This window comes from Campylobacter sp. RM5004 (assembly GCF_022369455.1).
Lineage (GTDB): Bacteria > Campylobacterota > Campylobacteria > Campylobacterales > Campylobacteraceae > Campylobacter_E.
In genome coordinates this window covers 1552122-1567847 of the sequence record NZ_CP059599.1, presented here as the reverse complement: position 1 = coordinate 1567847, position 15726 = coordinate 1552122, and the positions used below count along the sequence as shown (strand labels likewise).

Sequence of the window (15726 nt, the reverse complement as noted above, 5' to 3'; positions counted from 1 at the left end):
ATGATACAACAATTTAAAGAAATTAATTTTGGTTCTTATAAAGATTTTAAATGGAAATTCACTAGCAAAGAATACGATTTTAATAAAATAAATATTATTTATGGTCGTAATTATTCAGGCAAAACCACTCTTTCAAGGATAGCTAGAAGTTTTGAGCTTAAAAACATTCATAAAGACTTTGGTGGTTCTAGCTTTAAAATATCTTTAGAAAATGGTGAAATCACTGAAAAAGATATAAAAAATCAACCACTAAATATCAAGGTTTATAATAGTGATTTTGTAAAAGATAATTTAAGTTACTTATATGATGATAATGGAGACATAAAAGGGTTTAAAACTCTAGGAGAAAAAAATACAAATCTACTTAAAGAAATAGAAGAACTAGAAAATAAGCTTGGTAAAAAAAGCTCTGATGGAGAGAATGCAAGCGGTTTGTATTTAGAATTAGAAGTTTTAGAACAAAAATATGACAACATAGAAAAAGACATAATAACAAATGTAAAAAGTTTTAATAATATTACCGATAAAGCTAGCGAGATTAAAAAAAATAAATTTTTTAATAATCAAGAGAATAACTATAATAGAAGAATACTAGAACGAGAATTAGAAGAAATATCTAACAAGCACAATGAATTGAGTTTGTTTGCTAATAATGAGTTGAAATATTTAAGCGATGACGAGCAAATCAAGTTTCAAGAAATTATAAAAGATGATAAATTAAACTCAATAATATTTAATATTGGATTTAACGATAAAAATTTTATAAATATATTTAATGAGTATAAAACACTCTTATCAAAAGCAATTACAGACAACAGCAAATTAAATTCTAACATAAGAAAATGGCTAAAAGACGGATTTGAAATACATTCACATGGGGATAATCAACAATGTCAGTTTTGTAAAAATATTCTCTCAAAAGAAAGATTAGAAGAGCTAGAAAAAATAGTAAATTTTAATAGTAATGAAAAACAAGAACTAGAACAAGAGTTGGAAAAATTAAAAAATACAATTATAAAAAATAAATTAGAAACAAGCAAATTGCTATGTGATATTAATAAAGACAATTTTTATTCACATTTTAAAGGAGAATTTGAAGAAAATGAGATTAGCTTAAAAATATCTATTCAAAAATACAATGCTATATTTGATAAATTCATATCAAATATAGACAAAAAACTTGAGAATATATTTGATTCAATAGAGATAGCAGAAGAAAATGATTGCTCATCAGATATAAATGAAATTTTAAATAAAATTAAAAAATTATGCAATGATAACAACGCTTATGGAAATGAATTAGAGAAAAAACAAGAAGATGCAAGAAAACAATTAAGACAAAATGAAGTTTTGAAATTTTGGAAAGATTTTGGCTATGATGAAAAAATTAGCAAAAAAGAAGAATTAGAGAAAAATAAAAATAAAGTGAAAAACGAAAAAGATAATAAGCAAGATGAAATTACAAAAATAGAAGATAAAATTAAAGCCAAGCAAGAAGAACTTTCAGACCTTGATTTATCAGTAAAAAATATAAATACATATTTAAAATCATATTTTGGACATAATGCTTTAGAAATTGAGATTGGAGAAGATAGCAACGAAAGACAAACTTTTACTATTTTAAGAAACAAAAAACCCGCAAAAAACCTAAGTGAAGGCGAATGTAGTTTGGTGGCTTTTTGCTACTTTATAGCGACTTTAAAGGCGGAAGATAATACATTAAAGCCTATAATTTGGATTGATGACCCTATCTCAAGCCTTGATAATAATCATATATTTTATATTTTTTCTCTTATAGAAAATGAGATAGCAAACAAAATTCTTTTTGAACAATTATTTATATCTACTCATAATTTAGATTTTTTAAAATATTTGAAAAGATTAGAAGTAAAGAAACAAGAAAACGAAAATAAAAAATATGGTTTAAAATACTATTTCATTGAAAAAAACATTCATGAAAATAGAGAAACGAGCGAGATTAAAGAATTGCCTACATACTTAAAAGAATACACAACAGAATTTAATTATCTTTTTAAACAAATTTATAAATTTAAAAATCTTAGCGATGAATATAGTGAAGATTTAAAAGCTACACTTGTTTATAATTTTGGAAACAATTTAAGAAAATTCCTTGAAATTTATTTATTTTTTAAATACCCAAACAATTTTAAAAGTTTAGGCAAGGAGCAAATTGAAACATTTTTTAAAGATACATATCAAGATGATGAGCTTGAAGAAAATAAAAGAGTAATAGCAAGTATTATAAACAGATATCAAAATGAATATTCGCATTTAAGAGAAATACCAGATAGGGGAATGCAACCTATTGATATAGAAGAAACTAAAAAAATAGCTAGTTTTCTTTTAGATACGATGAAAAAAAATGATGAAAAACAATATAAAGCTTTAGAAGATAGTATTTTAAGTAGCTCAGATACTACAACAAACAACGAACAAAGCAAAAAAGGCAATAAATGACAAAATTACCGAATGGTTGGGAAGTTAAAAAGCTTGAAGAAGTTTGCGAAGTTTCAAGCTCAAATCTAGCCTTAAAAGATGTAAAAGATTTAGATGGCAAATACCCTATTTACGGAGCTAGTGGGATAGTTGCTTGGGCTGATTTTTATCATAAAGAAGATGAAATTTTAGGCATTGTAAAAGATGGGGCGGGATTTGGTAGGGTGTTTATTTTACCACCTAAATCATCTGTAATTGGGACTTTAAATTATCTAAAAAACCTTGAAAATACTAATTTAAAATATTTGTATTATTTTCTTAAAACCATTGATTTTTCACAATATGTTTTTGGTGCAGCTATCCCACATATTTATTTTAAAAATTATAAAAACGAGCAAATTCCATTGCCACCATTAGAAGAGCAAAGGAAAATCGTAAAGATACTTGATGAAAAATTTGCAAGTATTGATGAGAGTATAAGGCTAGTAAAAGATGATTTGCTAAGCCTTGATGAGTTGTGGCAAAGTATCCTAAATGATAGCTTTAACCCCCTAAAATCAAAGCTAGACAACGATACCTACACACTCCCACCCACTTGGAAATGGGAAAAACTCGGGGATATTTCTACTATTGTTGGTGGTGGAACACCATCAAAGAACAATAGTGAATTTTGGGAAAATGGAACTATATCTTGGGCGTCTGTAAGAGATATGAATGATGATTTTATTTTAAAAACTGAACTATCAATAACTCAAAAAGGTTTAGAATGTAGTTCTGCAAATTTAGTTGATGATAGATATGTGATAATAGCAACTAGGGTTGGGTTAGGCAAGGTATGTTTAATAAATAATCCAATCTCATTTAATCAAGACTTAAAGGGTGTTTTACCTAGCGATAAATTAAATAAAATATTTTTGTTTTATTACTTTAAAAATATTGCTTCTTATTTGGTAGGTATGGGGATTGGTGCTACCGTAAAAGGAATTAAATTAGATGTGGTAAAACAAATCCAAATCCCATTGCCACCATTAAAAGAACAAGAGCGTATCGCAAAAGAGCTAGAAAGCAAAGCAAAGACCATAAAAGAACTAAAAGAGCTTTATACAAAAAGGCTAAAAGACTATGAAGAGTTAAAAGAAAGCTTACTAGACTTAGCCTTTAAGGGTGGCTTGTGAGTGGAATTTAAATCCGTAATTTAGCTTAAATTTCGTTTGTTTGGAAATGGAATTTGAATTAGGAATTTCGTTTGTTTATAATTTCAAACAAGTGACATTTGAGCCAAAAATACACGAAATAAATTCTAAGCTTGATATGTTAAAAAATTCAAAAAATTTTAACATATAAAAAAGATATAAAAGGACAAAAATGCAAAACAAAATAGACCAAATAACAGACATTTTAAGGCGTGATGATGGCATAAGTGGGGCTATGCATTATACGGAGCAAATTAGTTGGATACTATTTTTAAAATTCTTAGATGATTATGAAAAAGAGCTTGAAGAAAAGGCGTTTTATGATGACAAAGAGTATGTAAGCATATTAGATAACAAATTTGCATGGAGTAGTTGGGCAGCACCTAAAAAAGAAGATGGCACACTAGATATCAAAAACGCCCTAAGTGGTGATGATTTGACTAATTTTGTAAATAATGAACTTTTTGTCTATCTTAAAAGCTTTAAAAATAACGATGATTTTAAAAGCATTGAGTATAAAATCGGCGGTATTTTTGAAAATATTGACAACAGAATAAGCAGCGGACACACGCTAAGAGATATCATAAATATCATTGATGAATGCAGCTTTAGCAAAGATGATGATGCGTTTGCATTAAGCCTAGTGTATGAAAAACTGCTAAAAGATATGGGGAGCGATGGGGGAAATAGTGGGGAGTTTTACACCCCAAGACCACTTATAAAAGCTATCGTTGAAGTGATAGACCCAAAGGCAAATGAGCGTGTGTATGACCCTGCAAGTGGTAGCTGTGGGTTTTTGTGTGAGAGCTTTTTGCATGTGATGAGAGATAAAACAAGCCTTAGCAATGATGAGATAGATTTTATGCAAAATGACGCCTTGCACGGCAAGGAAAAGACCCCGCTAAGCTATGCAATGGGTGTGATGAATATGATTTTACACGGCATAAAATCTCCAAATATCATCAAAACAAACACGCTAAATAAAAAAATCACCGATATAAGCGAAGATGATAGATATGAAATAATCCTAGCAAATCCACCATTTGGTGGCAAAGAAAAAGAGCAAATCCAAAACAACTTTTTAGTAAAATCAAACGCCACTGAGCTACTATTTTTACAACATATCCTAAAAAGCCTTAAAATAAACGGCAGATGTGCTGTGGTAGTGCCTGAAGGAGTGCTGTTTCAAAACTCAAACGCCTTTACAAGTGTAAAGCAAGATTTGGTAAATGAGTATAATTTGGAGTGCGTTTTAAGCCTACCTAGCGGGGTGTTTTTGCCTTATAGTGCTGTAAAGACTAATGTACTGTTTTTCTCACTTGGTAAAAGGTTTTTAAATGATAGTGATGAGGTGTATTATTATGAGCTAGTGCCACCTTATAAACTCACTAAAAATAAGCCTTTAGAATATGAGCATTTTAAGGATTTTTTAGCTTGTGTTAAGGAGCGTAAGGTTACTAATAACTCATGGCTAGTAAGTAAAAGTGAACTTGCTAGCAAAAACTATGATTTAAGTGCAAAAAATCCAAATATAAAAGAAGAAAAAGAGCTAAGAAGTGTAGATGAAATCCTAAAATCATTAGATGAGAACCTAGCAAAATCATCTAAGCTTTTAAAGAATTTGAAATAGGAATTAAGATGATTAAAAAAGACTTGATTATATTTTCTAACTTAAGGCAGATAAAAGATTATATAAAAAATCTTAAAAATGATGGTTTTTTTGCGACTACGATTAGTATTAATGAGTTTTTTCAAGATTATGCGATAAATGATAAAAGAAGAGCGACCGAAGTAGAGCAAATCATCGCAATGAATAGAGCTTGTAATAAAACTAAAGATTATAAAAAGCTTAATTTTTCAAATGATTTTTTAAGTTTTTTAAAAAATAAAGAATATTTATTCTCATTTTTTAGCGAATTAAATAGCCAAAAAGTAAGCATAAATGATTTAAGAAACAATGATTTATATAGCTTTTTTGATGAATATTTAGACATTTTAGAAGAGTGTTTAAAGCATTATAAAAATGAACTAGATAGCCAAAATTTATATGATGATATAACGATTAATGAGCTTAGACCTAATTATTTTTTATTAAATCAATTTAAATCAATTACCTTTTATTTAAACGGCTTTTTAAAGCAATATGAATTAGAATTTTTTGAAAAGTTATCAAATGAAACTAATGTAAAAATCATCACAAATATAAGCGATTACAACGCAAATTTATTAAAAAAATCTTTTAAAATAGACTTTAAGCCAAATTATACTTATACTCTAAGCTTTAATAATTCTTGGCAAATCTTAGAGCAAACTGGGCTAAATTATAATAACACTATAAAAACTGCTTCGTTTAAAAGCTCAATTTATCAATACATTTACGCACTTAGCCTAATTTCAAAATATTATCAAGATGATAAACAAATTGCACTTATTATGCCAGATGAAAGTGTTGCAAGTAGCTTAAAAGCTCTTGATATTCATAATTATTTAAACATAGCAAGTGGGCTAAACTCAAACGAAATCGCACAAAAACTAAATGCTATTTTAAACGAAGATGAAATAGCAACTTTGCAAAAAAAATTGCTAGGTTGTATTGAGCTTAATAAAAATGATTTTGATAAATTAAAAGAGCAATTATTAAGCCTTAGCAAAAACGCTGAAGTTAAAGAAATCTTAAAAAATCGCCTAAATGAAATAAAGCTTTTAAATGATGAGTTTAAATTAGACTTTTCGCAAATTATCAAGCTACTTGATGCTAATAACATTAAAATTTCTCATACAAACGGCGGAAATGTTGATGCTCTAGGAGTGTTAGAAAGCCGTGGAATGAGTAAGGATATAGTAATCGTTCTTGATTTTAACGATGATTTAGTGCCAAAAAGAAGTGTGAATGAAATGTTTTTAAACAACGCAGTTCGCACAAAGGCTGGGCTAATTAGCTATTCTGATAGAGAAAATCTACAAAGACATTATTATAAAGAGCTTTTTAATGCTAAGGAAGTTTTTGTTTTATACCTTGAAAACGAAGAAAAATCACCTGCTAGAATGCTAAAAGATTTTAATTGTGAAAAACAAATCGTAGATGAAAAAGGACTTATAGAATCATTTTTAAAGGCATTTAATGGCAAAACAAAAGCAAATGAAAACATACTTGAGCCTGATTTAGAACTTATAAAAAATCATGATTTTTTTGCAGAGCCACTGAGTTTTTCAAGATTATCATGCTATTTAAACTCGCCTTATGAATACTATTTAAAATATATTTTAAAACTAAGTGAGCCAAGCAATTTAAACGAAAAAGCAGCAATCGGATTAAAGGTTCATGAGTTTTTTCAAAATGTTGATTTTAAGAATTTGAAACAGGAATTTGAAAAAGAGCTAAAAGATAATTTAAGCCCTATTGATTATGCTTTAATATACGATAATTTAGATGAAATCGCGTATTATATTAACAATAATCAGCCAAATGCAAAATGTGAAGAAAAAATCTCGGGTAAAATCGCAAATATTAACGCTTACGGAATTGCCGATAGAATAAATGATGAGCTAATAATTGATTATAAGACTTCAAACAAACCAAACTCAAGCAAAAATCATGAAAAACAATTAGCCTTTTATGCAATGCTTTTAGATAAGCCTTTAATAAAAACAGCTTTAATTTATCTAAAAAGCACCCGTGGAGCTGTGCTTGAATGCAATAGATTTGATAAATTATCTAAAGAAATTGAAAACGATATCGCAATGCTAAAAGATGGCTTTGTTTTGGATAAAAACGAAAACGCTTACGGCTATTATCATCTAATAATCAATAAAAAGGATAGAGCATGAAACATATCGCATTATCAGCAAGTGCTGGAAGTGGCAAGACATTTACCTTAAGTATTAGATATATTGCTCTAGTTTTACGAGGTGCTAGCATTAATGATATAGTAGCTCTTACATTTACAAAAAAAGCTGTAAATGAGATGAAAGAAAGAATTACAAATGTATTTTTAAATCTTGAAAATAGAGCTGCTGAGCTAAAAGTTTTGCAAGATTCATTAGGCTTAAGTGCCGAGCAAATCATAAATACACGAAATAAATTCTTAAAAAACTTTAAAGAAGATGAACTCAGGATTTATACTTTTGATAGCTTTTTTTCTAAGATTTTAAGGCTTTTTGCAACGCATGAGGGCTTAAGCGTTGATGCAGAATTAATTGATTATTTAGACATTAAAGAAGAGTTTTTAAAGTCTTTAGATACAAATGAAGCTATAAAATTAGTAAAAGATTTAAAAGATTTTAATATGAGCTTAGGAGATTTTTTAAACTGGCTTGAGAGTTTATATCTAAATTATACAGGCGAAAAAATCATAAATGATACGGAGTTTATCAGCCCTTTTGATGAGTTTTTAAGGCTTAAAGATAATTTTACTGGGGCGAATAAAAAAGTAGATGAATGGCTTGGCAAAATTACGGATTTAAATTCTTTACTTTCTAGCTCACTTTTAGACGCTGGTAAATCAAATGTGCAAAAAGCTTTGGAACTTCCGACTTTTGCAGCAGCTTATGAAGAATTATTATCAATCGTTGCTAAATATTACGGCTTTTTAGAAAGTAATCAATTAAAATTATGCTTTAATTATTTAGATAAATTTAGCGAAGTTGCTAAAAACTATCATAAAGAGCAAAATATTTTAAGCTTTAGTGATGTTGCGATTTATGTTCATAAAATATTGCAAAATAAGGATTTAAAAGACCTTTTTTATTTTAGACTTAACTCAAACTTAAGCCATCTTTTAATAGATGAGTTTCAAGATACTTCAGTTATTCAATATGAAATCATTAAGCCTTTGGTTGAAGAAATAGTGGCTGGAATTGGCATAGATGATAAGCAAAAAAGCTTTTTTTATGTAGGAGATAAAAAGCAATCAATTTATTCATTTAGGGGTGCTAAGCAAGAAGTATTTGATTTATTTCATAAAAATAAAACCTATAATATAACCTTGCAAAATCTTGATACTAATTATCGCAGTAAAAAAGCCATAGTAGAGTTTGTAAATAATAATTTTAAAAATCTTTATGATGATTATTACGAGCAATTAGTTGCAAGTAAAGAAAACGGAGCTGTAAGCAAAATAATTACTGAAAATTACTTAAATGATGTTTATAAAAAAATTGCAAGTTTGCTACAAAATGGAGCAAAATTAGATGATATTTGCATACTTACAAGAGATAATGCAAATGCAAATGAAATAGCTAATTTTTTAAATGAATTTGGCTTAAAAACTAATGTAAATAATAATTCTTTGTTAGTTTCAAAAATGAGCGTTAGGGTTTTAATAGAATTTGCTAAATACTCTCTTTTAGAAGATGAGATTTATGGCTATTTTGTAAAATCTGTGCTAGGCAAGGATTATTCAAAGCTTAAAATTGATATTACAAAAAGCGCTTATGAGATTTATAATGAGATAATCACTCATCTTGATTTATGTAAAGATGAATATGTTTTAGAGTTTTTAGATGATATTAGCTCTAAAGATTTTTTAGATACTATTTTTAATCTTAGCACTAAACTTGCATCAAGCAATGAAGCAAAAGGCATAAATATCATGACAATTCATAAAAGCAAGGGCTTACAATTTGAGCATTTAATCTGCGTTCATTTAAGTAAAAATGCCCCACATGATACAGGGCTTAAAATTGAATATGATTTTTCTAGCCATAAATGGTATGGCTTTAAAAAAGACGCTAGTGCTATTAGAAATCTTAGATGTGTATATGATAAAGATTATGCAAAAAAGCTTGAAATTTATGAAAACACGAAAAAAAATGATGAGATAAATACCTATTATGTAGCTTATACAAGAGCGATTAGCTCACTTTGTATCGTTATGAATGAAGGAGCTGGGCTTAGCGGGATTAATTATGCTGAAATTACTAATGAGAGTTTAGATGATGATTTGCTTAATTTTAGATATAAAGAAAATGAAGCAAGTGTTGTAAATATTAGCTATGAGTTTAATCCTTGCGTGCCACTTCAAAATGTAAAGACTAAAGAGTTTAGCACTGATGCGATTATGTTAGGAAACGCATTTCACTATTTTTGTGAATTAAGCGATTTTAATGATGAGAGTTTAAATGAGTGCTTAAGACTTGCGTATAATAAGTTTAATCAGGTAGATTTTGATAAATTAAAAAAACTTTGCGAAGATTTGCTTAAATGTGTGGAGTTTAAAGAACTAATCAAAAATCATCATTTGGTTAAAGAATATAACTTTTTGTATGAGAATAAAGTGAATAGAATAGATTTATTAGCTATTAGCAATGATGAGGTTAAGATAATTGATTATAAAAGCTCATTTTTTAATAAATCTTATGAAAAACAGCTAAAAACTTATGAAAACTTTATAAAAACTAATTTTTCTAATCACAAAATTAGCTCTTATGTAGTGTTTTATGAAAATGAAAGTTTTAATATAAAAAGAATTTGAAATTCCTATTTCAAATTCTTTGAAAGTTCTTTAATCGCAAGAGAAGAAAGCATTAGCCTAATTTAGCTTGTTATATTCATATGAGTTGCGTTTTAGTAGTGTTATAATGCTAACTAGTTTTTATGTTAAGTTTGCTCTTATAGACAAATTAAAAATGAATTTTTAATTAAATAAAATCATGAACAATCTTACTAGACTTAGCAACCTTGCTAAATCTAATAAATATCAATCATTTTAGTAAAATAAATATTTATATCTATATAAGCCTTAAAAAAGAATTTCATAACGTATGGGATAAAGATGGTTTTGGTGGATACACTTCAATAATAAAGCCAAATATTGGCAAAAGATAACAGCTAAATTTACCACGCCCAAGCAAAATAAAATAAAGTTAATTCCGAATTCAAATTCCAGATGATTAAATTTTTAAGTTTAATTTAAGGGGGGGGGTTATCATTCTTTTTGAATTTTTTAAAAGGAGATTTTATGAATATTTTTTTAGGCGATAGGTCACGTGAATTATTAAAAGATGAAAATGCTTTAAGACAAAAAGTAGCTGGGTTTTTAGCTGAGCCAGAACAAACTCAAAATGTTATGACAATGACAAATTTATTATTATCAGGGCATAAGCAAGATAAGGTTTTGATTTATGATTTTATGCAATTGCCGTTTTTTTGGATTTCTGGATTTTTTATTGAATTTTCTTTTGTATATAGAAGGCTTTGGACAGCCTTTTTTATATCATTTACGGTTGATTTTATAAGCTTGATTGTTGAGACAATAATTATATCTTTTTTGGTATATGTTGCTTGTATATTTGTTTTTGGTAAATTGCATTATTATTTTTTAATTAAAAAATTTATTGAAAGTACGGATTTAGGATTAGAAACTAATAATAAATGCGCTCCTAATATGGCAGGAGTTATTATATTAGGAATTTGCGTATTTCTTTTATTGTTACTTTTTATTAAAGCTAATGTTTTGTAATTTTTGTATTGCTAAGCTTGAAAGCATTAACCCCATTGAGCCTGTCATTCCCATAAACGAGCCTAAACCTTGACACATAGGCTCTTCTTCACTATAAGTCATTTTAAACTTACCTTTAAACTTGCGTTTTTTAAGCTCAAGTCTAACAGCTTTTGCTAAAGCACACATTTTGGTTTTATCCCAATTAGCAATTTTTATTTTTGTAGGATCAATTCTTTTTGCAGCTCCACCAGAGCTAATAAATTTAATTCCTTTTTCATAGCAAATTTCAGCTAAATCACACTTAGCCTTAACATCATCAATACAATCAATCACTAAATCAAATTCTTTATCCTTTAAAAACTCTAAAAAGCTTTCTTTAGTAATTAGTAGCTCATAACAATTTGCATTATAAAACTTAGCAAAAACACTAGCTTTACTAAGTCCTGTATTTTCAGAATGTAGTTGGCGGTTGCAATTTGTTATATCAAAATAATCCTTATCAATTCCGCTTACATTAATCCCAACTCTTGCAAGCGAGCTAAAACACATTCCACCAACGCCACCAAGCCCACAAATTAAGACCTTTTTATTTGTTAATTCTTCGTAATTTTCGGCAAATAAAAGCCTTGACCTTGTATATTTATCATTCATTTTCTAGCCACTTTTTAACTTTTTTTATTTCTTTTTTTGCTGTTAGATTTAGCTTTATTGGGGTTATACTTGCATAGCCACGTCTTACAAAATCAATATCATCATTATTTGCTTTTACCTTGCTTAAATCATACAAGCTATCTAGCCAATAATACTCTAAGCCCCTAGGATTTTTTTGCATTTTGCTTGAGAATACATATCTCATTTTACCCATTTTACAAACTTTATAACCTTTATAATCACTCTCGCAACTTGGATAATTTACATTTAAAAATCTTCTTTTTTTAAGTGGATTTGTCTTAAGTAATTTTAAGATTAATTTAACGGCAAGTTTGCTTGAGCGTTTAAAATCTACTTCTTTTTCATAAAGTTGTGAAAAAGCAATGGCATTTACTCCACATAAAACGCTTTCCATACAAGCAGCTGCCGTGCCTGAATAAGTAATATCTTCGGCTAGATTTGCTCCATTATTAATCCCACTTACTACTAAATCAGGTAATTTATCCTTAAAAATAGTGCAAAATGCAAGATTTACGCAATCACTCGGAGTGCCATCTTTTAAAGCATAATAATTTTTCTTTATTTTTACAAAGCTTAGTGGGTGATTTAGGGTTAGTGAGTGTGCGCATGCACTTTTATTAGACCAAGGAGCTACTACAAAAACTTCTAAATCTTTAATTTTTTTAAGTCTTTTTCTAAGAGCAATAAGACCTGCTGCGTCGTATCCATCATCGTTTGTAAGAAGTATTCTCATATTTTACCTTTTCATATCAAAATCTATAAATAAACCTATTTTTTTATTATTATTTAATAATTCTAATCTATATCTCATAGTGCTTAATAAGCATGAGCTTACTACAAAAACGCTTTCATAATCGCCATTTTCTAAGCGCTCAAATTCAGCTTTTATTACTCCCATATCCATATTAAGCCCGTATAAATTAAGGCTTAGATTATCGTATTTAGGTAAGCCTTTAATTATTAATTTAGATTCTTCCATAAAACGAATAGGGCGGTTTAGTATCTCAAAGCTAATTTGCTTTCCTTTAAAGCTAACTTCGCAAATATCTTTATTTATAGAGCATTTAAGCGGAGTATTTAAGTAATTTTCATCAATTTTTTCATCATTACAAGCAATAAAAAAAAGTGCTATTAATATTAAAAAAGCTTTCATTTTTTACTCCTAAAAACTGCAACTAAACTAAAGATTAGCAATACTAAAACGCTAATTATTAGCCAAGAAGGTGAATTGAAATTACTTTGTTCTCCTGCATAAGAATGCTTGCCAACTAGATAATAATTAACCCCAAAATAAGTCATTAAAATTGAGCCAAAACTCCATAAACTAAGCAAACTTTTAATAAGTTCTGATTTTAATTTTAAATGAACTAATATTGCATAAATTAAAATACTAATTAAAGACCAAGTTTCTTTAGAATCCCAGCCCCAGTATCTTCCCCACGATTCATTCGCCCAAATAGCACCTAAGAAATTGCCACAAATTAATAATAATAAGCCTAAAAGATTTGCTAAATGCATTTGAATTAGTGCTTTTTCGTAAGGTCGTTTTATGATAATACAAACTAATTTTACAAATGCAATTAAAGCACTTAAAGCAAAAAAGCCATAAGAAGCAGTAATTAAGCTAACATGAATGCTAAGATAAGGAGAATTTAAAACAGGAATTAGGTTTGTAATTTGTGGATTTATATCGTTTAAATGAGCAGTCATTAAGACAGCAACGCTAAGTAATAAACATAAGCTTAGCAAGAGATTTTTTCTAAATACAAGTCCAGCAAAAACAGAGCTTAAAGCAATATAAATTAAACTCTCATAAGTATTGCTAAGCGGAGCAAATCCAGCCACAAAGCCCCTTGTAATGATTAAGGCTAGATGAATTACAAAAAGAATTGAGCTTAAATAAAATATGATTTTGCTTCTTTTATTTATAAAAAATAAAGATATAAAAAATAATATTAAATAAGCTAAGCATAGATTATAAAAAACATCGTATTTATTAAGAAATATTTCAGCTTTTATTTGATTTTCACTAGGTAAAAAATCTTGCATTTTTTGAAGATTTTTAATTTTTTCTAAAGCAATGTTAGCTTCATCATAATTGTTTGTTTTTTTAGCAATTAATAATGCGCTTAAATAATCATTTACAAGCTTTTGATTTTCTAAGCTTACATTATTTGCAAATGGGCTTTGCAAGTGATTTTCGTTTGGCAATATTTTGAATAATTCTCCTGTGAAAATTAAATAAAGAATATTTACGCTTTCATCAACTCTAATTAAGTCTTTATCATAATCATTAAAATTTGCTTCGCCTTTTGCGTAAGTTTTTTTAAGTTCATCTTTTAATTTATAGCTTGAACCTTCGTAAAAATCGCTAAATTTTGCTTGTTTTTCGCAGTTTAAAAACTCTCTTAATTTAGGATTTTTTACCTTTATTAATCTTGCTTCATTTACATAATTAACATCACTAATTAGCCTAAAAATCTCGCTACTTGCATTAGATATATCAGGACAGCCTATTTTATTGCATAAATTTTTTGAATATGAATAAAATGGCAAAAATCTATCATTGTAATCTTGAATAATTAAAGTGTTTAAATTATCTATATGATTTGCCCTTAAATTAGTGCTAAAAAATACTAAAAATACTAAGCTTAAAGCCTTAAAATAGCTTATGGTTTTTTTGCTAAATAGATTTAAAAAGCAGCCTAAAAATAATAAAAAATATCCTATATAAGTAGGGGTTTTGCCTAAATCTTTATTCGCACTTAAAATTGAGCCCTTTAAATCTTCATCGTATGAATGCTGAAAATACCTAATGCCTTTATAATCAAGCACTTTATTCATAGCGATTTTTGTATGAATATTTTTATCTTTATCAATTATTACGATTTCGCTTTCATAATCTTTTGGGCTATTGCTGTTTGCATAAGTTATTAGATTAAATCTTTTTAGATAAACATCAAAATCAAGCTTTAAGCTTTCTTGACTCCACAATATTTCATAATCATTTATTTTAATACTATCATTTAGAGCTAGGATTAGATTTTCTTTTGATGATCCTATTTTAAATTCCACTTTAATTGCTTGTAAATTACCCCCACTCATACTAAGAGCGTCTTTTGAATGAACTAAATAATTTAAAGCAGAAAATGAAAAATCATCTAAAGTATATATTCCATCTTTTAGCTTAAAATCAAAATCAAGAATTTGATTTAGGAATTTGATTTTTTCATTTGTAGCTACATAAAACTCATTATCTTTAATATAAAAATTTACATAATTATTTAAGCTTGTTTTATTAAAGCAAAAATTAGTTTTGCCAACTAAAAGGCAATCATTATAATTAATCTCAACATCGCTATAACCACTTGCGAAGTTAAATCTTAATTTTAAATAACTTGGGTCGTTTAAATTATCGCTTTTTACTTTAGTAAGACCTGCTTCGTTGCTAAAATCTAAAAACTTTAAACTAGCATTATTTAGCTTTAGACTTTCGTTTAAATTATCCGTGCTAATTATTTCATCATTATGTTTTAAGATTAATTTGGTTTTAGTGCTTTTAATCTCGTTAGCTTTATTATCAACTCTTAAATGAATTACTCCTTCAAAGCCAAAAAAATGCGTAAGCACTGCACCTATAAAAATAAAAATAAAAGAACTATGTATTAAAAATAATGAAAGATTTTTATAAAGTTTATATTTAAATATACAAAAAATTGTGCTTAAAAATAGCAAAATCATAATTAAATAAAAATACCAAGCGTTATAAATCAAACTATTTGCATAAGCTGTGCCGTTTTTACTCTCAATAAAAGTTGCAATCATACATAAAAATGCGAATATAAACATATAAAATAAACTAAATTTTAAAGAAAAAATCTTATTAATAATTTTCATAAATTACAAACCTTATTCTTAAAATCTTTATTAGTTGATAAAATTTATTATCTAAACTTAAATTA

At 27.7% G+C, this 15726-nt stretch carries 10 protein-coding genes; 6 read left to right on the top strand and 4 right to left on the bottom strand.

Annotated elements, in window-relative coordinates:
* The 6 genes from AVANS_RS07755 to AVANS_RS07730 all read left to right on the top strand — a co-directional run bounded on the left by AVANS_RS07755 (position 1) and on the right by AVANS_RS07730 (position 11110).
* On the top strand, positions 1-2478 hold the full coding sequence (locus AVANS_RS07755; RefSeq protein ID WP_239817312.1) for an AAA family ATPase: 2478 nt from the start codon (positions 1-3) through the stop codon (positions 2476-2478).
* Positions 2475-3632, top strand: coding sequence for a restriction endonuclease subunit S (locus tag AVANS_RS07750; protein ID WP_239817311.1), 1158 nt, complete (start codon positions 2475-2477; stop codon positions 3630-3632). The genes AVANS_RS07755 and AVANS_RS07750 overlap by 4 nt, the downstream gene beginning before the upstream one ends.
* 190 nt (positions 3633-3822) lie before the next feature.
* The gene (locus AVANS_RS07745; RefSeq protein WP_239817310.1) at positions 3823-5280 is read left to right on the top strand and encodes a type I restriction-modification system subunit M; all 1458 of its coding nucleotides are present in this window, start codon (positions 3823-3825) and stop codon (positions 5278-5280) included.
* Positions 5281-5288: 8 nt separating this feature from the next.
* Entirely contained in the window at positions 5289-7478 is a 2190-nt protein-coding gene (locus AVANS_RS07740; protein ID WP_239817309.1) for a PD-(D/E)XK nuclease family protein, read from the top strand.
* Positions 7475-10123 carry a UvrD-helicase domain-containing protein gene (locus tag AVANS_RS07735; RefSeq protein WP_239817308.1) on the top strand — a complete coding sequence of 883 codons (2649 nt, stop codon included), beginning with the start codon at positions 7475-7477 and terminating at the stop codon, positions 10121-10123. The genes AVANS_RS07740 and AVANS_RS07735 overlap by 4 nt, the downstream gene beginning before the upstream one ends.
* A 486-nt stretch (positions 10124-10609) precedes the next feature.
* The gene (locus AVANS_RS07730; RefSeq protein WP_239817307.1) at positions 10610-11110 is read left to right on the top strand and encodes a hypothetical protein; all 501 of its coding nucleotides are present in this window, start codon (positions 10610-10612) and stop codon (positions 11108-11110) included.
* On the opposite strand, the gene AVANS_RS07725 is transcribed toward AVANS_RS07730, so the two are convergent.
* Genes AVANS_RS07725 through ccsA form a run of 4 tightly spaced genes read right to left on the bottom strand, consistent with a single transcriptional unit; the run spans position 11081 to position 15661 of the window.
* Positions 11081-11743 (bottom strand): ThiF family adenylyltransferase, encoded by a 663-nt coding sequence (locus tag AVANS_RS07725; protein ID WP_239817306.1) that lies wholly within the window; start codon positions 11741-11743, stop codon positions 11081-11083. The two genes, AVANS_RS07730 and AVANS_RS07725, sit on opposite strands and share 30 nt — an antisense overlap.
* The gene (gene surE / locus AVANS_RS07720) at positions 11736-12497 is read right to left on the bottom strand and encodes a 5'/3'-nucleotidase SurE (RefSeq protein WP_239817305.1); all 762 of its coding nucleotides are present in this window, start codon (positions 12495-12497) and stop codon (positions 11736-11738) included. Before surE ends, AVANS_RS07725 begins: the two co-directional genes overlap by 8 nt.
* Before the next feature lie 3 nt (positions 12498-12500).
* On the bottom strand, positions 12501-12917 hold the full coding sequence (locus AVANS_RS07715; RefSeq protein WP_239817304.1) for a hypothetical protein: 417 nt from the start codon (positions 12915-12917) through the stop codon (positions 12501-12503).
* Positions 12914-15661 (bottom strand): cytochrome c biogenesis protein CcsA, encoded by a 2748-nt coding sequence (ccsA, locus tag AVANS_RS07710; RefSeq protein ID WP_239817303.1) that lies wholly within the window; start codon positions 15659-15661, stop codon positions 12914-12916. The genes AVANS_RS07715 and ccsA overlap by 4 nt, the downstream gene beginning before the upstream one ends.
* Between the last annotated feature and the right edge of the window lie 65 nt (positions 15662-15726).